This window comes from Deltaproteobacteria bacterium HGW-Deltaproteobacteria-18 (assembly GCA_002841885.1).
GTDB lineage: Bacteria > Desulfobacterota > Desulfovibrionia > Desulfovibrionales > Desulfomicrobiaceae > Desulfomicrobium.
Genome location: PHBE01000011.1, coordinates 44,441 through 64,284, shown reverse-complemented (window position 1 = coordinate 64,284; position 19,844 = coordinate 44,441). Strand labels below are relative to the sequence as shown.

Genomic DNA, 19,844 nt, shown 5'->3' with positions numbered 1-19,844 from the left:
CGGTAATGTTCAAGCTCTATATCCTGCTTTTTTGCGTTTTCATCGGCGGATGCGTGCAGCTGCCCCCCTTTTACGAGATTGGTTCGCGTGCCAAGACGCCGCCGCTCATACCTCTGTCCTACAAGGCGGGAGATCACCTCCACCGGCAGCTTTCCGGCAGTGGAGTCGCGGGGTATCCGATGCTTGCGGCATCCTTCGTGGATTCCACCAATGTGGAAAATACCAACGATCTCGGGCGTCTTCTTTCGGAGCAGGTTTCTTCACGGTTGAGCCAGCTCGGATATTCCGTGACGGAGGTCCAGTTGCGTTCCGACGAGTTGAGGGTGTTGCCCCAGGGCGGAGTGCTCGCGCTTTCCCGGGACTTGTCGCAGATCAATACCGACGTGCCTGCCTACTCCGTACTGGTCGGAACGTACACGATCATCGAGCGCCAAATTTACGTCAACGCCAGGGTTCTGCGTACTGGTGACGGGGTCGCTCTGGCATCTTCGGATTTCACGTTGCCCTATGTGCGCCCGAAAAAAAATGTCGTGGAAGATGGGACGGTTCGTCCTTCTGTCAAAACCCGCCTTGATTGACGGGCGTAGCGCTTCCTTCTTGTACTTAAGTCTTGTTTGACATATACGTTCCGACGTATGTCAATCATCACTTATCAGGAGGAAGTATGAAGAGAATTTTGGTGCTGTTTCTTTTGTTGGCTATGCCGGGATTGGTTTTCGCCCAGGACAAGGTGCTCAAGATGTCGACCACGACCAGCACGCAGTCCTCCGGCCTGCTTGATGTTTTGCTTCCCGAGTTCAAGAAAGACACGGGTATTGACGTCAAGGTCGTGGCCAAAGGCACTGGCGCGGCCATCCGTGACGGCGTGGACGGGAATGTGGACGTGATTTTCGTGCATGATCCGGCCCGCGAGGAGAAATTTGTTGCCGATGGTTTCGGTACCAAACGCTACTATGTCATGTACAACGATTTTCTGATCATCGGACCTGCCGCCGATCCGGCCGGAGCTAAGGGCGCCGACGCGGCCGAGTCCATGAAGAAGATCGCCATGTCCGAGGCCGTGTTCGTGTCCCGTGGCGATGACAGCGGTACCCATGCCAAGGAGCAGGCACTGTGGAAGGCCACGGGGCTGTCTCTGAAGGAAGAGGACACTGTTTTCAAGGGTAAGACCAAGGAAGTGACCTTCAAGGCCGTTCATCCCGAAGGAATGAAGATGTACATGTCCATCGGCCAGGGCATGGGAAAGGCCCTGACCTTTACCGAGGAGAAGCAGGGATACACCATCACCGATCGGGGCACTTACGTGCAGTATAAGTACGGCCGCCCTGAGGGCTTGGATCTGGAACCCATCAGCGAAGGCGACAAGAATCTTTTCAATCCCTATGGCGTGATCCCGGTCAACCCGGAAAAGCACCCCCATGTCCGCTTTGATCTGGCTGACACCTTTGCCAAGTGGGTAGTCTCCGAGCGCGGTCAGAAGGTCATCGGCGACTACAAACTCCTTGACAAGCAGCTTTTCTTTCCCGACGCAAAGTAGCTTCGGGCGTTACACGTGTGGATTCATGGCTGGGTTCTAAACCCGGCCATGAATTTATTGAAGGCTTGAAAGGCCCGCTTTGGCAGCGGGCTTTTTTTCACTGCCCGTTTTGGAGGCTGCATGTTTTTTTTGGAGAGTCTGGGGGCCGCGCTGACCCTTTTGCTGCGATTTGATCCGGAGATGCTGCATATCGTCGGTGTGTCTCTGAATGTGAGTTTCTGGTCCACCCTGGTCGCCTGCATTGTTGGGGTCCCGGCAGGATTTTTGATTGGCATAGCAAGGTTTCGTCTCAAGCAGGCTGTCATCACTTTCTTCAACACCATGCTGGCTCTGCCCACCGTGGTCATCGGCCTTTTGGTCTATTCCCTGCTCTCTCGGCGCGGCGTTTTAGGTTCCCTGGGTTGGCTCTACACCCAGAAGGCCATGGTTGTCGGCCAGATCATTCTCATCACCCCCATCGTCATCGCCTTTACCATCGCCGCCGTGGGCCGCATCGACGACCGCTACCGGCGTACGGCCCTGACCCTGGGCGCTTCGGCCTGGCAGGTTGCGCTGGTAATCCTGCGTGAGGCACGCTTCAGCATCATGGCCGCCGTTGTGGCCGCCTTTGGCCGCGTCATTTCGGAGATAGGCATCTCCATGATGCTCGGCGGCAACGCCAGAGGTTTCACCCGAACCATGACCACGGCCATGGCTCTGGAGTACGACAAGGGCGAATTCGTCCTCGCCCTGGGGCTGGGCATTGTACTGCTGGCCATCAGCTTGGGCGTGAACGTGCTGCTGGGCTACGCGCAGGGGAGGACGCAGCGATGAGTCTTTTCGAACTGCGCGATGTGCTCGTGGCCTATGACGGCCGGGTGGTGCTCGACCTGCCGCGGTTGACCATCGAGGAGGGTGAGGCCTACTCCCTGCAAGGACCTAACGGAGCCGGAAAATCGACCCTGCTCGGCATCCTTTCCTTTCTGAATGCCCCCCATCAGGGAGTGGTCCGTTTCGAGGACAGGCCCGTGGTCTGGAAAGAACCGACGCTTCGCTCCCTGCGCCGCAACGTGGGTCTGGTGGAGCAGCATCCGGTCATGTTCAGCCGCAGCGTGCGCGAGAATGTGGGTTACGGGCTGGCTATCCGGGGGGTGGAAAAGATCCGCCGCGAACGTCTGATCGACGAAGCCCTCGATCTTGTGGGCCTTGCCCATCTGGCCGACGTTCATGCTCCGCGCCTTTCGGGGGGAGAAACGCAGCGCGTGGCCATTGCCCGTTCCCTGGCCAGCCGCCCCAAGGTCCTGCTGCTGGACGAGCCGACAGCCAGCGTCGATACCCAGAACCGGGTCATCATCGAGCAGATCGTGGCCGATTTGCGCGACCGGGGTGACACCACCATCGTGCTCTGCACCCACAACCGTTCCCAGGCTGCGGCGTTGTGCCCCAAGGTCATTTATCTGGAAGAGGGCCGTCTTGCCGCCCGCCCGCTGAGCAACTCCTACGCCGGACAGTTTGCAGATGAAAACGGGCAGACCTGGTGTCGAATCGCCGCCGATTTTCACGTGCCGGTTCCTCGGTGCGGACCCGGCCGGGGGCGGGTGGTCATTGAACCGGGCGCGGTCCGTCTGGGGGTGACCGACGAGCCCGGTCTGAACCGGGGGATATTGACCCGGATCCGGCTTGAGGGCGACATGGTCAGCCTGAGCGTGGATTTGGGCAGACCGCTGCATGTGCAGATGGCATTGAAGGAATTCTGGGGCGCAGGTCTTGAGATCGGAGCCTTGGTGCAGGCCGACATACCGTCTTCCGCCGTGGAGTGTTTTTTGGACAGTTCGGGACGGATGCCTGAAATCGCATGAGCATGAGTCCGGAAGGAGCGCAAGGGAGCATGCCGGAGCGTCCGGAGTTTTGCGAGGAGGCCCTTCGGGATGCGCAGTGGCGGGTATTGTGCCGTCGTTGCAACGAACTGGGCCAGGACTCCCGGAGTTGGTGGGCGCGGATCGTCGCGGATGCCGAGGCTGTTCCGCGGGTGGATGAAACCGGGATCACCGTGCGTATGCGCGGCAACACCTTTGCGGAAGTGGAACTTCGCGGCGCAGGACTGCAGTGTCGCATAGCGCCGGAGCATCTGCTTCTGTCACATCCGGGGGCACGGACAGTGCTTGGCGACGAAGCCATGCCGCAGCCGAAGCGGGTGCGAACTCTTGATGATCTTGCCCGCTCGTATGAACATGTGCGGCGGCGGGTCTGTAGTCATGAAGACCGGCGGGCGGCCACCCTCGATCGGCTTTTTCTCAGGCATTCCTGCGTCCTGGCCGTGGACGCCGCATTGCCTTCGGGGCGGGCCGATCTGGTCGCGCTCTCTCCACAGGGAACGGCCGTTTTTTTTCTGCTTCGCCGTTATCAGGACGGTGATCTCCGTCTTGCCGGGCGGGGCGGGATCGTCTGGCGCATGCACGAACTCAATCGCATCCTCGAAAGCGAACAGGCCATGGGCTCCTGGCTTCGCGATCTCCTTGAACGCTCCCGCGCCCTTGAAACTCCCCACCTGAAACGGTACCGGTTCGCCGCCAATCCCGTCATCCATCCGCGTGTCCGCCTCCTTGTCGTCGATTTCGATCACGCCCAGCGTCTTGGCGGATTGAAGTCCTTGCGTGCCAATCTCGAGGCCGGACTTGACCACGCCGCCTCCCGGGGTGATATTCACTGCATTGGCGACGCCGGAAACATTTCGTACAGTACTTTTTTTTTCGGCATTTAATTGGCCCTGTGTTTTGCGGAGGGAGATATGTCCGATCTGCATTTGTGGCACCGCGCCGAACTCGGCAAGCTCAGACAGGATATGGAGGAGCTTTTCGATTCCTTTGTCCGCGATTTCTGCAGTCCCATGGATTTGCGGTTGTTGCGCCGCGAGCCGGATGTGCGTGTGGTCAATGAAAAGGATGCCGTCATTGTCTCGGCGCATGTGCCTGGCCTTGATCCGCGTTCCATCAAGGTTTCGATCACCGGCCAACGTTTGTCCCTGTCCGGTGAAAAGGTGGAAGAGCTCCGGGACGGCCGGGAATTGAGCATTTCCCGCCACGGATTTTCAAGTACGGTGCGCCTGCCCTCGGCTGTGCTGACGGATCAGGTCCGCGCCAGCTATTCAAACGACGTGCTGCGGGTTGTCTTGCCCAAATGCAGGAACTGCACGCCTGTGCAGGTGAGTACGGAAGAACACGAGCGAGGTAGGAATGAGTGAATCGTTACGATTGACGCCTGATAAGCTGCGGTGGATCCTTGACACCTCCACCCTGCCTTTTGCCGCGACGGACGAACTCGAACCCCTGGATGAGATTCTGGGCCAGGACCGGGGCGTGGATGCGCTCAGGTTCGGCATCGGCATCCAGCGCCCGGGCTACAACATCCTGGTCACAGGAGCCCCGCGCACCGGGCGCATGGATGCTGTGAAAAAGGTCCTCGCCAAGGTCGTGCAGAACGGGGAGATACCCGGAGATCTCTGCTACCTGAACAACTTCAAGGACCCCGAGGCCCCCATTCTGGTGCGTCTGAGGTCTGGTTTTGGCGCAAGGCTGAAGAAAAACATGCAGCAGCTGGTCGAGGAACTCAAAAAAGAGGTGCCCAAGCTCTTTGAGAGTTCGGAATATCTGGCGCGCAAGAACGAGATCAACGAGGCCTACGAGAAAAAGACAGCCAGCTTTTTCATGAACCTCGAAAAACAGGTCAAGGAGGCCGGCTTCGCACTGGTTACCTTCCAGGGCCGGCAGGGGCAGCAGCCCGAGGTCATGCCTATCGTCGACGGCGAGCCCACTCCGATCCTGAAGCTCGAGCAGATGGTTGAAAAAGGGCGTTTCCCCCGGGAAGAATTCGGCCGCATCAAGGCCAAGCATGTCGAGATCAAGGCCGAGATAGATTCCATTTTTCTGCAGATCCGGGTTCTGCAGAAGGAAATCCAGGAAAAGAACCGACAGGCCGACAAGCTCATGTTCTCCAATCTTGCCGGCGAGCTCATCGCGCCGATCAAGGCCGAATTCGCCTGTACGGAGCTTGATGTCTATTTCAGGCACATGATCGACAACATGGTCGACAACATCGCAATTTTCTTCACACAGGAGCATCCGCCGCCCATTTCCGTGGGCGACCCCTTCGAGCAGTATTCGGTCAACGTGCTGGTTGACAACGGCGAGCAGCAGGGCCCTCCGGTGATCATCGAGGAGTATCCGACCTACCGCAACCTGTTCGGCAGCATCGAGCGCATCGTGGATCGCAGCGGGGTCTGGCGCACGGATTTTTCCCGCATCAAGGCCGGGTCCTTCGTGCGGGCCAACGGCGGATATCTGGTGCTGAACCTGCTCGACGCCATCATGGAGCCGGGTGTGTGGCAGTCTCTCAAGCGGGCGCTCAAGAGTCGCAAGATGGAGATTCAGACCTACGACCCCTTCTATCTGTTCACCACGTCGTCCATGAAGCCCGAACCCATAGAGATGGACATCAAGGTCATCGTCCTGGCCGACACCTATCTGTACCATCTGTTGCAGCATCATGACGACGATGTGCCCAAGATTTTCAAGGTCCGCGCGGATTTCGACTCCACCATGGACAAAACCGGCGAGTCCGTGCTCCGCTTCGCACGTTTCGTCCGCACCCAGTCCGAGGAACATGGCCTGCGGGCCTTTGACCGCTCGGCCGTGGCCGCGCTGGTGGAAGAGGCCGTGCGCATGGGCGGTCGGCAGGAAAAGATGGCCGCGACTTTCCCGAAGCTGACCGATCTGCTCATGGAGGCCGATTACTTCGCCGAACAGGAAGGCCGCGAGATGGTGCTTCGCGACGACGTGGTCCGAGCCATCGAGGCCCGCATTCACCGCTCGAGCCTTGTCGAGGAAAAGATTCAGGACATGATTGACCGCGGTTCGATCATGATCGATACCGACGGGGCCAAGGTCGGGCAGATCAACGGCCTGGCCGTATACGACATGGGTGACGTGATGTTCGGGAAGCCCAGCCGCATCACCGCCGCCACGTCCATGGGCAAGGCCGGGATCATCAACATAGAGCGGGAGGCCGATCTTTCGGGGAACACCCACAACAAGGGCGTGCTGATCCTTGGCGGTTACCTGCGCAAGATGTTCGCCCAGGACAAACCCCTGGCCGTGTGTGCGTCCATCGCCTTCGAGCAGAGTTATTCCGGGGTGGACGGCGACAGCGCCTCCTCCACGGAAATGTATGCCTTGCTCTCCAGTCTTTCAGGTGTGCCCATCAAGCAGGGCATCGCCGTCACCGGGTCCGTGAACCAGAATGGCGAGGTCCAGGCCATCGGTGGCGTGAATCACAAGATCGAAGGTTTTTTTGCCTGCTGCAAGGCCAAGGGGCTGACCGGGACTCAGGGCGTGATCATCCCGAAGGCCAATGTCCCGGATCTCATGCTCAAGGCTGAAGTGGTCGAGGCCGTGCGCGAGGGACGTTTCAACATCTGGTCTGTGGCCAGCATCGAGGAAGGCATTGGGCTTTTGACCGGCAAAAAGGCCGGTACGCGAAAAAAGGACGGTTCCTATCCCAATGGCAGCATTTACGCCCTGGCGGACAAGCGACTCAAAGAGCTGGCCGAGGGCCTGGCAAAATTTGGCAAACAGGAAGACAAACAGGAAAAGGCCTGATCAGAGGCCAACCTTGGAGGAAAATACCTTGGAAAACGAAATGTATGATCTGGTTATTGTCGGCGGTGGCCCGGCCGGGCTTTCAGCGGGAATCTACGCCATGCGCGCGGCGCTGCACACGGTTCTGATCGAAAAGGGCATGCCGGGCGGCCAGATCGCCCTGACCAAGGACGTGGAGAACTATCCGGGTATCGAAGAGGTCGGCGGTTTCGAACTGTGCGAAAAATTCCTGAATCACGCCAAGCGTTACGATCTGGAGATTCGTGAAAACGAGGTCGCACGGGTCGAGCCGGGGGTGGATTATCATGAGGTGGTCCTGAACGATGGGACCCGCCTGCACGCGCATTCGGTCATTCTTGCGCCTGGCGGATCCGCCCGCAAGCTGGGCGTTCCCGGCGAAATGGAACAGTACGGCAAGGGCGTGTCCTATTGCGCCACCTGCGACGGATTCTTCTTTCGCGGCAAGACCGTTGTCGTCGTCGGCGGTGGAGACACGGCCCTGGAAGACGCCCTCTACCTGTCCAAGATTTGCGCCAAGGTCTATCTGGTGCACCGCCGCGATGAATTTCGCGGCAGCCGCATCCTGCAGCAGCGGGTCTTTGCCGAGTCGCGCATCACGCTGGTGCTTGATTCCGTACTGGACGACATCGTCGCCGATGATCAGGGCGTGACCGATGTGACCGTCAGGAACGTGAAGACCGAGGAGACCCAAAAGATCACCACCGACGGCGTATTCATCTTTGTGGGCTTTTTGCCCAACAACGCTCTGGTCCCTGCGGGAGTGAAGATGAACGCCGCCGGTTACGTGGTTACCGACGAGAAATGCGAAACCAGTCTGCCCGGCATTTTCGCCGTGGGCGACCTGCGGCAGAAGTATGCCAACCAGATCGTCCTGGCCGCCGCCGATGGTTGCGTGGCCGCCCTGGCCGCCGCCCACTACGTGGAAGCTCGAAAAGCCCAGGCCGCCCGCAAATAGCGGCAGGAACACGGCACGCCTTAAGGCGCGGGGCTTCGTGCTTCGCGCCGTTTTTTTGGCTCCCTCTCAGCTTCGGCATTGTCTGGCCATGCGGGCGGGGGAGCGGTGCGACAGTATGCTTTTCGTGGAGAGGGAATCAGGAACGACACTCAATTTACGCGGGTTCGAATTTGGCGTGATTGGGTCATAGACAAAAAAACCCCTTGAACTTTCAAGGGGTTTTGTCGCCGTATGGGCGTAAATTTTGTGGCTCCCCGGGACAGATTTGAACTGCCGACACGGTGGTTAACAGCCACCTGCTCTGCCAGCTGAGCTACCGGGGAACAAGAGCCAGAAAGCGCTTTTATGGAAAGGGAGGAAGACTGTCAACCTTGTAGTTTTCCTCTTCATTTTCAAACGCTTTCGTATCTAGAAGAGTTGACGGCGGAACAATTCCTCCCGTTCCTGAGGGTACAGCTTTCCGTAGGCTGGCAGGGCGAGGTGCGTTTTTCCGGGGGTGAGTTCCATGATGCGGATCAGCGCCGTGTCCACGGGCAGTCTGTCCAGCACCCGGACCGTGTATTCCGGTGCCGGTGTGAGGCCTGCCGCACGGATTCTTTCAAGATACTGTCCGTATTCCGGATCGGCCGAATCCGCGCTTAGCCCATAGGTGGCCTCACGGTAGGGGTAGCCTCCGATGACTGTCTTGGTTCCGCCCAGGAAGCGAAATATGTCAACCTGACTGGTCTTGATCACGCGGGACAGGACCAGGATCGAAGGATGCGTCTCGCCGTCTCGCACGAAGATGAGGGCTCTGACCATGTCTATCGGGGTCAGGCTGGTATCGTGGATTTTTCCGCGCACAGAGACCGTGACCTCATCAAGATACTTCCATTCCGGCTCAATGGGGATGGGTTCGTTCTGCCACAGGAAAACCGTATCGGCTCCGGGCTGGTACCGTTCGCTGAACGGAGTGTGCGAGCAGGCCAGGCCCAACGTCAGAAAGGCAGATATCGCTGCGAAAATGAGAATTCTTTGGATCGATGGATTTTTCATGGCTCCTCCAATCAAGAAAAAGAAACGGACCGAAAAGGTTTCCACTTCAAAAGTATACTCCAAGGCCCGGCGTGATCCATTCACATGATTCCTCCAGATTGGGCTCATAGAGGCCTGCTGTGGCAGAATCAGCGACGGGAGCCTGCGCACCGCTTTGTGCTGCCTGCCTGGCGGGATGGCGTTCCAGAAAGACCGTGAAACTCGCCGAGACGCTGACTTCCCGATGCGGAAACTCCGGGTTGGCCAGGGGCCTCACAAAAGCGGCCGCGTAAGTCGGACTGTCGACAAGGCTCAAGGTGAGCAGGTCTGCTTCGTCCGGGAGAGGCGGCTTCAAGCCGGATTCTTCTGCAGTCGCGGCCGTTGCAGGCGTGCGAATGAAGCCGCTTTCGGTTAGCAATTCCCCGTTTTCAAGCAGGCTCACGCCAAAGCGCCTTCGGCTCGCCGCAGCCTGAAAACGGTATTTGTAAACAAAAGAGCAGTAATTTACCGCCAGTTCGAGCTTGCGCTCGGCCGCATGCGCTACGAGGCCCAGAGCGCAAAGCTCCGATTCCAGCACCGTGACCTTGGGGCCATGAATGTAGGTATAATCACGTTCAAGCAGATGTCTTGCATTGTGCGGAGTGAGCCGCAACTGATGCAGATTCAGGTGCGAAACCCCGGCCAGCGACAGGTCGGGCAGCAAAGCCGCAAGGCGCCCGGCTTCCTCCGGCACGGCCGGAATTTCCACGGTGACCGTGCCCACGATGCCTGCCGCCTGACGCGCGAATTTCAAGTCATAGTCGGTGGCTCCGATGTCGAAACGGATCTCGTTCAGTCCGGCGGCCGCAAGCCTTGCGAGCTTCTCTTCCGTGACCAGCATGCCGTTGGTGTAGAGCCATATGTGCAGCGCCGGATCGCAGGTCCGGCGCAGTGCCTGCACGAAGGCGAGGCTCTTGTCGAAATCCAGGAAAGGTTCGCCGCCGCTGACGCTCGCCCCTCCGAATCCGAAAAAGCGGACATAGTCGGCGTAGTCCTGGGCATGGTGAAACGGCACACTCCCGGACATGGGCGGATCATCCATGTTTTGGGGCGTCGGACAGTAGAAGCAGCGGCCGTTGCAGCGCCCGCTGATGAAGAGGCAGGACCAGGCCTGCCGCGAACATTTCAGGCATCCCGGCGACAGGGGGCCGTGATGGATCTTGGTGCCAAGGCATGACACGCTGACCCCCGGCACCTGCAGGAGCTGAATTCTTTCCTGGGTCGCCGTGCTGGCGCGTTCTTCTGTGATCCAGTTGATGTAATTGAAGATGGGGCCGTATTCGCGGGCATTCATTTCAATAAAAAGGTCTCTCGTCCGTTCATCGTTCATGGAATCAATGTCTCCTGGTTAAGACGATGCGACCGTGGACGGGTCAGTCGACCCGCAGAATGGTGGCGTAACTGCCGAAAACGGCCCAGACGGAATCCCTCTCCTGCAGTTCAAGACGGCGCAGGCTGCCAGTGGTCGTGATGACGCACAGTTCGGTGTCCGGGCCGATGCGCAGCACGTATTCGGTGTTGATCCGGCTGCGCTTGATGCGGGTGATGACGCCAGGAATGCGATTTTCAGCCGTGCACAAGGGCTCTTTGTCGGTCTTGTAGAGGGTCACCCAGGGTGCCTTGACCTCCACCGTGGCCAGTCGCCCGGTCTTGAGGCCCAGGCGGCGCAGGCTGTCCAGGGTGATGACCGAAGAGATTTTCTGGCCGTCAAGGGTGGTGAGTTCCACCTCGGCCTGAATTTCGGCGGGACGGATGGCCGTGATTTTTCCGAAAAAGGAATTGCGCGCGCTGGTCTTGCGGTGGCTTTCACGGTGCAGGAAGGACGAGGTTATGGCCCGGATCTCGTCTTCGGAAAAGGACACGTAGGCGGAGGTCAGGTTGGGCGTGGAGTGCCCGAGATACATCTGTACGGCGGGCAGGGGCATGTTGGACTGCATCAGTTCCACGCCCCTGGATTTGCGGATCATCTCCGGGCTGCCAAGGTTTTTTGGAAAGCCGCAGGCCAGGGCCCGCTCATAGAACTTGCGTCGAACGAAGGCCGGGTCAACGCTCAGTGCCTGACCGGCCGCGTGGCGAAAGGCCTCGTCGGCAAAGAGGTCCCGAATTTCCAAGGCCAGAGCGTGCGCCAGAGGTACGGACCTGACCTGGTCCGGCATGGACTTGCCGAAGGTCACGATCAGGCCGTCATGGTCGATGTCCGCCTGAGGGTTCAGGTCGAGGACCTCGTGCAGTTTGGCTCCGGTGTGGCGGATGAGCAGGAAGATGAGCAGGATGCGTTTGCGGGATAAGGTCACGTCCGCGCGTTTGGAGTCTTTGGCCCAGATTCGGAACTCCCGCTCCAGTTGTTCAAGCTGGAGGGAATCAAGACAGGCCGAGCCCTCCTCGACGATTCTGCCATGATCGGCGCGACCGGAGGATACAGTATGTGGAGCGGGATTTTGCGAGGCTTTCATGATCTCCATCATGGACCGATGAGCGGCTTGAAGGCAAGTGTCGATTTTGGGGTAAAGGGGGCGTCTGGTCTGAGAGGCAGGGCGGGTTGCTCCGGTCAGGTCGCCTCGAAACTCCCTTGCGGGCCTCGTACGGCTGAATCGTTGCGTGTGGGGCATACGGGCGGAGCAACGCGAGGGGCAACGATTCCGCCAACGATGCCTGGCTCGGTCAGACAGTCGAGGCCAGCTGCCCGGACCAACCCTCCCCGCCACGGTACTGCGTCAGGCAATCTGTGCGGAACGTCTATGCGTCATCCCCGCGAAGGCGGGGATCCAGGCATTGGTTGGAAAAAGGCGTGGTTATTCGTCTGGTCTGAGAGGCAGGGCGGGTTGCTCCGGCCAGGTCGCCTCGAAACTCCCTTGCGGGCCTCGTACGGCTGAATCGTTGCGTGTGGGGCATACGGACGGAGCAACGCGAGGGGCAACGATTTCGCCAACGATGCCAGGCTCGGCCAGACAGTCGAGGCCCCCTGCCCGGATCAACCCTCCCCGCCACGGTACTGCGTCAGGCAATCTGTGCGGAACGTCTATGCGTCATTCCCGCGAAGGCGGGAATCCAGGCTTTAGCTTGGAACAGGCGCGGTTTATCGGCAGGTCGGAGCGGGGGGATGCGTTGTGGCACAAAAAAAGCCCTTCGAGTGAAGGGCCTTCAAAAAAATCTGGCTCCCCGGGACAGATTTGAACTGCCGACACGGTGGTTAACAGCCACCTGCTCTGCCAGCTGAGCTACCGGGGAATGCGCGTGAGGAGCCTCTTTAGGCAAAGAGGGCTGCTCTGTCAACTGGTTTGAGCCAAGGCGCGAATTTTTGTCTGGTTCGCTTCCTCGATCTTGCCTTGCTGCTCCAGGGCTGTGATCAGCACTTCCCAGAAGGCCGGGGCGTCGGATTTCAGATGCACGCTCTGTCGGGCCAGGGACTCGGCGATTTCCGGATCGTCGCCGCGTTCCAGATAGATCGTGGCCAGAAGATGGAAGGAGTGGGCGTCCTGTGGGTTGGCGGTAATGGCCTGGTGCAGGTATTCGCGGGCCGTGTCGCGGTCGTCGCGGCGAAAGGCCAGTCTGGCCAGGTAACGGTAGGCCAGGTTGTGCGTCGAGGCGAGATTATCTCCGTCGGACATGGCCCGGACCTGTTCATAGAGGTTCCAGGCCCGTTCGAAATCCCCTTCCTCCTCGGCCATGAGCCCCAATCGGATCATGGCGTAGACATGGTCGGGCTGTATGGCCAGCACCTGCTCGAAGGCCTGCCGGGCGGCGCCTGGATCCCCATCCTTGAGGCAGGCGCAGCCGTAATTGTAGAGGGGCATGATGTGGTCTGGATGGAGTGCGATGAGGTCCTGGAAAATGGTCCTGGCCGTGGCGTATTTGTTCAGTCTTGCATAGCAGACTCCAAGGGAGTTGCGGGCCAGCAGGTTGCCTTCGTCGACACTCAGGGCTTTCTTGTATTCGGCGATGGCGTCGTAGGTTTCGCCCTGGGCGAAAAGGCGGTCGGCGCTGATGTTCAGCGACACGGAGTCGAAGCAGGCGATTCTCTCATCCTGCAGGAATTCGGCGTGATCCAGGGCCTTGCGCGCATTTTCCAGGATGTCGGAGCGCGTATAGTCCAGAAACGGGTAGGCCGCGATGCCGACGGATTTTTCCAGCCCCGCGAAGCGTTCGTCCTCAAGCAGTTCGCGCACGATGCGCAGGCATTCTTCCTGATCCAGACCCGGCACGTGGTAGATGATGCAATTCACGCTGAACCGTCCGCCCAGGGCTTCCGGCCCGAACAGGCTCTCGACCCGACCGGCGAGGGTCTGGAAGAATTGCTCTTCCTTCATCTTGTCCATGGGCGTGCGTTCGGCATGGGGCGTTTCCAGACGCATGAGCACCATGCAGAAACTCTTTGTCTGGCCGCGCACGGCTTGCCAAGCCTGCAGAAAATCCCGGTAGGGATAGAGGCCAGTGAGGGGGTCTTTTTGCGGGGTGCGGTCGCCGGGTTGGACTTCGCGCTGCTCCATGCGTCCGGCGTGGTCGTCGAGCAGGGTCAGCTTGTCGCCCTTCTCCACGGTCCAGTTCGGATCGCTCTGCACCAGCACCTCGGCGATGGACATTTCGTCCTGAACCTCGATCAGCGAAACCTCGGCCTTGTACATGGGAGGGTAGTGCCCGAAAATCGTGTCGCCCTGCGTCCCGACAATGGTCTCGCTGCCGTTGAACTTGCGGGACCAGATCAGGAAGCGCTGCCCTTCGTGGGCATCCATGCTCCGGCCGAGGTTTATGACCAGGCGGTTCATGGGCATCAGATCAAGGACCACGCCGCCTTGGGTGAGGATCTGCCGGAAGGAATAGATCTGGGAGCGGCCGCCGGCCTTGGCGGTGCTCAGGGCTTTTTCGGCCTTCTCCAGAATCAGCCAGGCCTGCTCCTCGGGAGCCTTTTGGAACTGCGCGCCCTGCAGATCCTGCGGGTAGTTGACGTATCCGATACTGGCCGAAACGGCGACATCCTCACGCAGGGGCGTGAAGCGCGCCGTGACCCGGGCCAGTTCGGCACCGAGGCTCAACGCCAGTTCACTCATTTTGGCGCGGGAGGCCTGCGGCCAGAGAACGCCGAAGGAGTCCCCGTCCAGACGGCAGACCAGGGTCTGCTTGGGGCAGGCGGCGCGCAGACGCTCCGCTGCCAGAACCAGGATTCTGTCCCCGAAATTGTGTCCGAAATTGTCGTTGATCTGGCGGAAGCGGTCGAGGTCCAGGACGATGAGGCCGAAACAGGCGCTGTGACCCTGCAGGGAATCGTCGGCCATGGCCTCGGGACCGGGCATGATGGAGCCGACGATGCCGGAAATCTCCCGGATCAGGGCCTGGTGCATGCAGTGGCGGTTGAAGAGGCCGGTCAGGGGATCGGTGATGGTCGATTTGCGAATTTTGATCTGCTCCAGGCACAAAGATGCCATGTGCGGCAGAAAAGGCAGGGCCCGGGCCGTTTCCTCCGGGTTCACCCCCCTGGCTTCAAAGATCGCGAGCAGCCTGTCCGAATGCGTCAGGGGCAGAGAGAGGCGATCGTTCTCCAGGGCCGCGCGCCCAAATGGGTGCAGCGGGTCCGCTTCCATGTCTTCGGGGGTTTTGGCCGGAAACACGAGGCTGTAGGATGAAAAGGGAACGATGGCCCTCAGGGCGGTCTTGAGCAGAGGCTCATATTCGATGATGTCTTGTCTTCGCAGAGTACCGGTCTCGATGGAAGTGGCCGTGTTCATAATTGACCCCGGGTGTTTTTGAAGCCATTGCCTCATGGCGGAATCCTTGTCCAGAAAGCAGAATTGTGTTTTGGGCCGAAGCTGGCTACATCTTGCGCTTAAAAGTTTCCTTAGGGAGGAATTGATGCTCAAAGTTACCGTCATGCCGCTTGGACCGCTGGATACCAACTGCTACGTCGTGCACTCGGACCGTGAGGCCGTGGTCATCGACCCGGGCGGAGAGGCGCAGGAGATCCTGTCTTTTCTTGCTTCCGAAAAGGTGAGTCTGGCCGCGATCCTGAACACGCACCTGCATTTCGATCATATTCAGGGCAACGCGGACCTGGTCACGGCCTCAGGACTTCCGGTCATGGCCAGCGCCAAGGATGGATTTCTCCTTGAAACCGAACTTGGAGGCGGTGGAATGATGGGCTTCCCGCGCACGCCGTCCTTTTCGTTCACACCACTGGAGGAGGGCGAATTGCCTCTGCTCGGCACGACATGCCGGGTGCTGGCCACCCCCGGCCACAGCCCGGGCAGTCTGTCCTTTTATTTCGCGGAACTGGGGGCTGTTTTCGTCGGCGATCTGCTTTTCTACCGATCAGTCGGGCGCACCGATTTTCCCGGAAGCTCGGAGCGGGAGCTGCTCCGCTCAGTGCGTGCCAGCATTTTCACCCTGCCCGAAGAGACTGTGGTGTATCCCGGTCATGGACCCGAAACCACGGTCGGCCAGGAAAAGCTCAACAATCCGTTTTTTACCGAATTCACCCGTTAGGAGTGGCCATGATCCCCGAAGGCGAACATGATTTCCGGGACAAGTGCTGACACGTGGGAGTGGATGCCAGTTGGCAGCTGCGTTTCAGCCGTACGGACAAACAGGTGTTTTGGGTCAAGCCGGCCGTGGTGCCCCAGCTTGAGAACGCCCTCTATGTGGAAACCGACTGGATTTTGAGCCTGAGCGAAGTCGGCGAGTTCGTGCGGGCGGAATTCGTTCGCAAGCCACGTTCATGAACGAACCCCTGATCATGTCCATGAGCCCCCGGGCGGGCGGAAACAGCGATCATGCCGCCGCTCTTTTCGCGCGTAGCCTCGCCAGGCCTTCCCGTCCCGTTTTTTTGCGCGATCACCGGATGGAGCCCTGCACTGGATGCGGGTTCTGCTCCGAAGACGGCCTGTGCAGGATTGGCGCGGACGGGGCGGAAGAGCTTTTTTCGCGGCTTGACCATGCCTCCGGACTGGTCCTGACCGCACCTGTCTATTTCTATCATCTGCCAAGTCAGGCCAAGGCCTGGATCGACCGTTCCCAGTCCAGATACATGGCCAGGCAAAACGGTCTGCGGACGCCGGGGGCCGAACGCCGGGCCTACATCGTGTTGGTGGCGGGGCGGACGCGTGGTGAAAACCTTTTCACGGGCATCATGCCGACTTTGCGTTATTTCCTGCGGATTTTTGATTTTCGCATCGAACAGGCACTTTTTCTGCGCGGTCTGGACGGCGCAGATGATTTTTCGCGGGATAGTGCGGCCGTGGACGCCGTGCGTGACTTGGCCGGGAGCAGCGGATGGTAGGGGCGAGGCTTGCGCGCGGGCTTGCCGCCGTGTTGCATGTGGCCGGTCGACGCTGTCAATTTTGTGCGGCTGTGCTCGAACACGCGACCGACTTTCCTCTTTGCCCGGATTGCCGGGAGCTCCTTGCCCCTCGCGTCGGTGGCTATTGCCCCGACTGCGGAACCTGCTACCAAGACTCCGCAACCCCTGCATATTCCTGTCTGAGCTGCCGCCTGGGCAAGCCCCCATGGTCGGGCGTGGCTTTTCATGGGCCCTACTCCGGGGCGCTGCGCGATCTCATTCACCAGCACAAGTTCAACCATGACCACGGCCTGGGGCTGCTGCTGGGCGACCTCGTCCGTCAGGCCTGGGGCAGGCACTGTCTGCCCTGCCCCGATTGTATCGTTCCCGTGCCAATGCTGCCCGCAAGAGTGCTCGATCGCGGCTTCAATCAGAGCGTGGAACTGGCGCGCATGCTTGGCAAGGTCATCGGCCTTGCCCCTCTTCTTTCTGGTTTGCGCAAGACCCGGGATACCAGGGCCCAGTCAAGTCTGGGCCGGGCCGAGCGGCATCGCAACGTCGCGGGCGCTTTCGAGGCGGCCACCAATTTGTCCGGACAGCATGTTCTGCTGGTCGATGACGTCATGACCACTGGCGCGACCCTGACGGCCTGCGCAAAGGCCTGTCTTGCCGCCAAAGCGCGGCGCGTGGACATTTTTTTTCTGGGCAGGGCGGTATGAAGAATCTTTCTTTCAGAAATCTGGGGCATGCCAACCAGCGGCGGGTATTGGGGCTGCTGGTGCTCATGCTGCTGGGTGTTGCCGCATTGGGGGTAAAGGAAGCCTACCGCTACCGGGTCATCCGGGAACATCAGCTGCTGATGAAGGCCGAGCAGGCTCAGCTGGACCTGGTCCAGACCTTTCGCGTTGAAATGAGCTCGGCCCGTCTGGGTTTTGACCGCCTGCCTGCCGTCTCGAACCTGTCCGGGCTCTTTGCGCTTGAATCCGGGATCGACAGGGCGCTCATGCGTTCGCGGGGAGCTCTGGTCGTGATGCATCAGGGTGGCGTGCTTGGCGCGGACGATTCTGACGGGCAGGCTGCGGACCAGGAAATACGTCTGGCCCGGCCCATGCCTCCAGAGCTCCTGAAAGAGGCCTCGAAGCTCGTTCCCGTGGTGCAGGAGATTTCGGATCTAGGGCACTTCATGGTGCGCAATCTGCTGCATGCCCTGGATGGATCGAAAGCAGAGGGGCCGGATTCCGATATGGCGGCCGTCCATGCACAGGCCGAGGTCTTGTTCGGACAGGCGGCGATAACGGCCGACATTCTTCAGCGTGACATCAGGGCCCGGATCGCCCGAGCCATCGAGGCTCATCAGACCAACGCCAACCGGCTCCTGGCCATGACCTGCGGGTTGGTCATTATTTTGGTGGCGGGCATGGTCACGCTGTGCGTGCGCATCATGCTTTCATTTGCGGAAATGCTCCAGTTGCGGGAAAAAGACGGCGCGGCCGTGGTGGAGGCCAACGCGGGCATGGAAAGGATTCTGGAGGCGTTGCCGGTAGGCATCGCCATTCTGGGCCAGGACAGGATCATTCGCCGGGTCAACCTTGCCGCGACCAACCTCCTTGATATCGAACCCGGCTGGTTTTTCGAACGCCGCGTCCCGTGGGACATGTTCTATGAACGCGCGCACGACGATGGTCCCGAACGACAGCCCCGGGTCGAGTTCGAGCACGAGGTGCGCATGCGCGCCCTGGAAGGGCGAACGCTCGACGTGATCAAGAGTTCCATTCCGGTCATCCTGCAGGGCGAAACCCTGATTCTTGAAGTGTTCATGGACGTGACTCAGCGCAAGCAGGCCGAGCGCGAACTTCTGCAGGAAAAATCGCGGCTCGAGTCGCTGCTTTTCGGGATTGATGAAGGCGTTGCCCTGACTGACGAGCGCGGCGGCGTGCTTGAGGTCAACGAGAGTCTGTGCCGTATCCTGGGTATCGAAGCCGCCGGGCTTTTGGGGCTGAAAGTTTGGGACCTCTTTCCAGACGGGATCCTCGGGGCGCAAATGGCGCAGGGATTGCGCGCCTTGCAGGAAAATCCGCGGACCCGGCTGCGGGAAATCCAGCTGGAGTCGTTCCGGGACATGGCCCTCGTGGTGCGCATGCAGCCTGTCCTTGGCGCGGAGGTTTTCGGCGGCATGATCGTCAGCGTCATCGAGGTCACAGAAATTGTCGATGCCCGGCGCAGAGCGGAAGCCGCATCCCAGGCGAAAAGCATGTTTCTGGCCAACATGAGTCACGAAATCCGTACGCCCATGAACTCCATTCTCGGCCACGGGGAATTGCTGGCCAGGACCCGACTTGATCCTGAACAGGCGGACTGCGTGCAGGGAATTCGGGTCTGCGCCGAGAGTCTTCTGGTCATTATCAACGACATTCTCGATTTTTCCAAGATAGAGGCCGGCATGCTGCGCATCGTGCCCGAGGATGTCGATTTGGGCGAACTGCTTGCGCGCGTGCAGACCATGTTCAGCGATCAGGCGCAGAAAAAGGGGCTTGACCTGAGTCTGGTCACTTCCGGGTTGCCACAGGTGGTGAGTACGGATTCCGGGCGGCTGACGCAGATTCTGGTCAACCTGGTCGGCAACGCCATAAAATTCACGGAACACGGCGGCGTGGAGCTTCTCGTACGCGGGGAGAGGGGCGCGGCAGGCAAGACCGCGCTTTGTTTTTCCGTGCGCGACACCGGGATTGGCATTTCTCCGGACCGGCAGCAGGGGATCTTCATTTCCTTCGAGCAAGCGGATGGCTCCCTGACCCGCGAGTACGGGGGCACAGGACTGGGCCTGACCATCGCCAACAGCCTGGTGCGCCTTTTGGGCGGCAGCGGCATCACCGTGCAAAGCACGGTCGGTCAGGGCAGCACGTTCTCCTTCTCTCTGGACATGAGTGTGGCCGCAACCGCCCCAGCGCGGCCGCTTCCAGCCGTTGTCGCCGACGAGCGTTCTTTTGGACGCCTCCGGGTTTTGGCGGCCGAGGATAATCCGTTCAACCGAAGTTTGCTGATGAAGATGCTGCGCAGCCTGAACGTGAAGGACGTGCATCTGGTCGAGAACGGGCGGGATGCGGTCGAGGTTTTGTCGGCCGGACAGATTTTCGACATAGTGCTCATGGATATCCAGATGCCAGTCATGGACGGGCTCGAGGCCACCAGGAAAATCAGGGCCATGGGGCTGAGCGTGCCGATCATCGCCCTGACCGCCCACGCCCTGGAATCGGACCAGCGCAAGAGCCTGGAAGCGGGCATGAACGACCATCTGTCCAAACCCTACAGCCTGCAAGATCTGGTCGAGACACTCGGAACCTGGTGTTCTTGAAGTTTTTGTTGACGCTCCTCGGGTTT

At 59.8% G+C, this 19,844-nt stretch carries 17 protein-coding genes and 2 tRNA genes; 13 read left to right on the top strand and 6 right to left on the bottom strand.

Translation table 11 applies throughout. The features are described from left to right. Positions 1-5: 5 nt before the first annotated feature. The 8 genes from CVU60_11365 (at position 6) to trxB (ending at position 8,146) form a co-directional block, all read left to right on the top strand. Positions 6-578, top strand: coding sequence for a hypothetical protein (locus CVU60_11365; GenBank protein PKN41331.1), 573 nt, complete (start codon positions 6-8; stop codon positions 576-578). 86 nt (positions 579-664) lie between these two features. Next, positions 665-1,537: a tungsten ABC transporter substrate-binding protein gene (locus CVU60_11360; protein PKN41330.1), complete on the top strand. Its 873-nt coding sequence runs from the start codon at positions 665-667 to the stop codon at positions 1,535-1,537. Positions 1,538-1,657: 120 nt separating this feature from the next. Beyond that, positions 1,658-2,350 (top strand): ABC transporter permease, encoded by a 693-nt coding sequence (locus CVU60_11355; GenBank protein PKN41329.1) that lies wholly within the window; start codon positions 1,658-1,660, stop codon positions 2,348-2,350. After that, positions 2,347-3,375, top strand: coding sequence for a hypothetical protein (locus CVU60_11350; protein PKN41328.1), 1,029 nt, complete (start codon positions 2,347-2,349; stop codon positions 3,373-3,375). Before CVU60_11355 ends, CVU60_11350 begins: the two co-directional genes overlap by 4 nt. 29 nt (positions 3,376-3,404) lie before the next feature. Further along, a complete protein-coding gene (locus CVU60_11345; protein PKN41327.1) occupies positions 3,405-4,277 on the top strand; it encodes a hypothetical protein in 873 nt (290 codons plus the stop codon). Between the two features lie 27 nt (positions 4,278-4,304). Then, positions 4,305-4,757 (top strand): hypothetical protein, encoded by a 453-nt coding sequence (locus tag CVU60_11340; GenBank protein ID PKN41326.1) that lies wholly within the window; start codon positions 4,305-4,307, stop codon positions 4,755-4,757. Beyond that, the gene (locus tag CVU60_11335; protein PKN41325.1) at positions 4,750-7,170 is read left to right on the top strand and encodes an ATP-dependent protease; all 2,421 of its coding nucleotides are present in this window, start codon (positions 4,750-4,752) and stop codon (positions 7,168-7,170) included. The genes CVU60_11340 and CVU60_11335 overlap by 8 nt, the downstream gene beginning before the upstream one ends. A 13-nt stretch (positions 7,171-7,183) precedes the next feature. Then, positions 7,184-8,146 (top strand): thioredoxin-disulfide reductase, encoded by a 963-nt coding sequence (gene trxB, locus CVU60_11330; GenBank protein PKN41324.1) that lies wholly within the window; start codon positions 7,184-7,186, stop codon positions 8,144-8,146. A gap of 247 nt (positions 8,147-8,393) precedes the next feature. On the opposite strand, the gene CVU60_11325 is transcribed toward trxB, so the two are convergent. The 6 genes from CVU60_11325 to CVU60_11300 form a co-directional block, all read right to left on the bottom strand. Continuing rightward, positions 8,394-8,469 (bottom strand) — tRNA-Asn (locus tag CVU60_11325). An 85-nt stretch (positions 8,470-8,554) separates the two neighbouring features. Further along, entirely contained in the window at positions 8,555-9,226 is a 672-nt protein-coding gene (locus CVU60_11320; GenBank protein PKN41323.1) for a hypothetical protein, read from the bottom strand. Position 9,227: 1 nt separating this feature from the next. Next, a complete protein-coding gene (locus CVU60_11315) occupies positions 9,228-10,529 on the bottom strand; it encodes a radical SAM protein (protein PKN41322.1) in 1,302 nt (433 codons plus the stop codon). A gap of 43 nt (positions 10,530-10,572) precedes the next feature. Continuing rightward, positions 10,573-11,652, bottom strand: coding sequence for a transporter (locus tag CVU60_11310; GenBank protein PKN41321.1), 1,080 nt, complete (start codon positions 11,650-11,652; stop codon positions 10,573-10,575). Positions 11,653-12,351: 699 nt separating this feature from the next. Then, positions 12,352-12,427: transfer RNA gene (locus CVU60_11305), tRNA-Asn, on the bottom strand. A gap of 41 nt (positions 12,428-12,468) precedes the next feature. Beyond that, on the bottom strand, positions 12,469-15,063 hold the full coding sequence (locus tag CVU60_11300; protein ID PKN41320.1) for a hypothetical protein: 2,595 nt from the start codon (positions 15,061-15,063) through the stop codon (positions 12,469-12,471). Between CVU60_11300 and CVU60_11295 the strand changes: the two genes are divergently transcribed. The 5 genes from CVU60_11295 to CVU60_11275 are packed head-to-tail and all read left to right on the top strand — an operon-like array spanning position 15,044 to position 19,818. Then, positions 15,044-15,673, top strand: coding sequence for an MBL fold metallo-hydrolase (locus tag CVU60_11295; GenBank protein ID PKN41319.1), 630 nt, complete (start codon positions 15,044-15,046; stop codon positions 15,671-15,673). The genes CVU60_11300 and CVU60_11295 overlap by 20 nt on opposite strands. Before the next feature lie 53 nt (positions 15,674-15,726). Continuing rightward, on the top strand, positions 15,727-15,909 hold the full coding sequence (locus CVU60_11290; protein PKN41318.1) for a hypothetical protein: 183 nt from the start codon (positions 15,727-15,729) through the stop codon (positions 15,907-15,909). Next, a complete protein-coding gene (locus CVU60_11285) occupies positions 15,906-16,466 on the top strand; it encodes a flavodoxin family protein (GenBank protein PKN41317.1) in 561 nt (186 codons plus the stop codon). The genes CVU60_11290 and CVU60_11285 overlap by 4 nt, the downstream gene beginning before the upstream one ends. Beyond that, on the top strand, positions 16,460-17,185 hold the full coding sequence (locus tag CVU60_11280) for an amidophosphoribosyltransferase (GenBank protein PKN41316.1): 726 nt from the start codon (positions 16,460-16,462) through the stop codon (positions 17,183-17,185). Before CVU60_11285 ends, CVU60_11280 begins: the two co-directional genes overlap by 7 nt. Beyond that, positions 17,182-19,818 carry a hypothetical protein gene (locus CVU60_11275; GenBank protein ID PKN41315.1) on the top strand — a complete coding sequence of 879 codons (2,637 nt, stop codon included), beginning with the start codon at positions 17,182-17,184 and terminating at the stop codon, positions 19,816-19,818. The genes CVU60_11280 and CVU60_11275 overlap by 4 nt, the downstream gene beginning before the upstream one ends. Positions 19,819-19,844 lie beyond the last annotated feature (26 nt).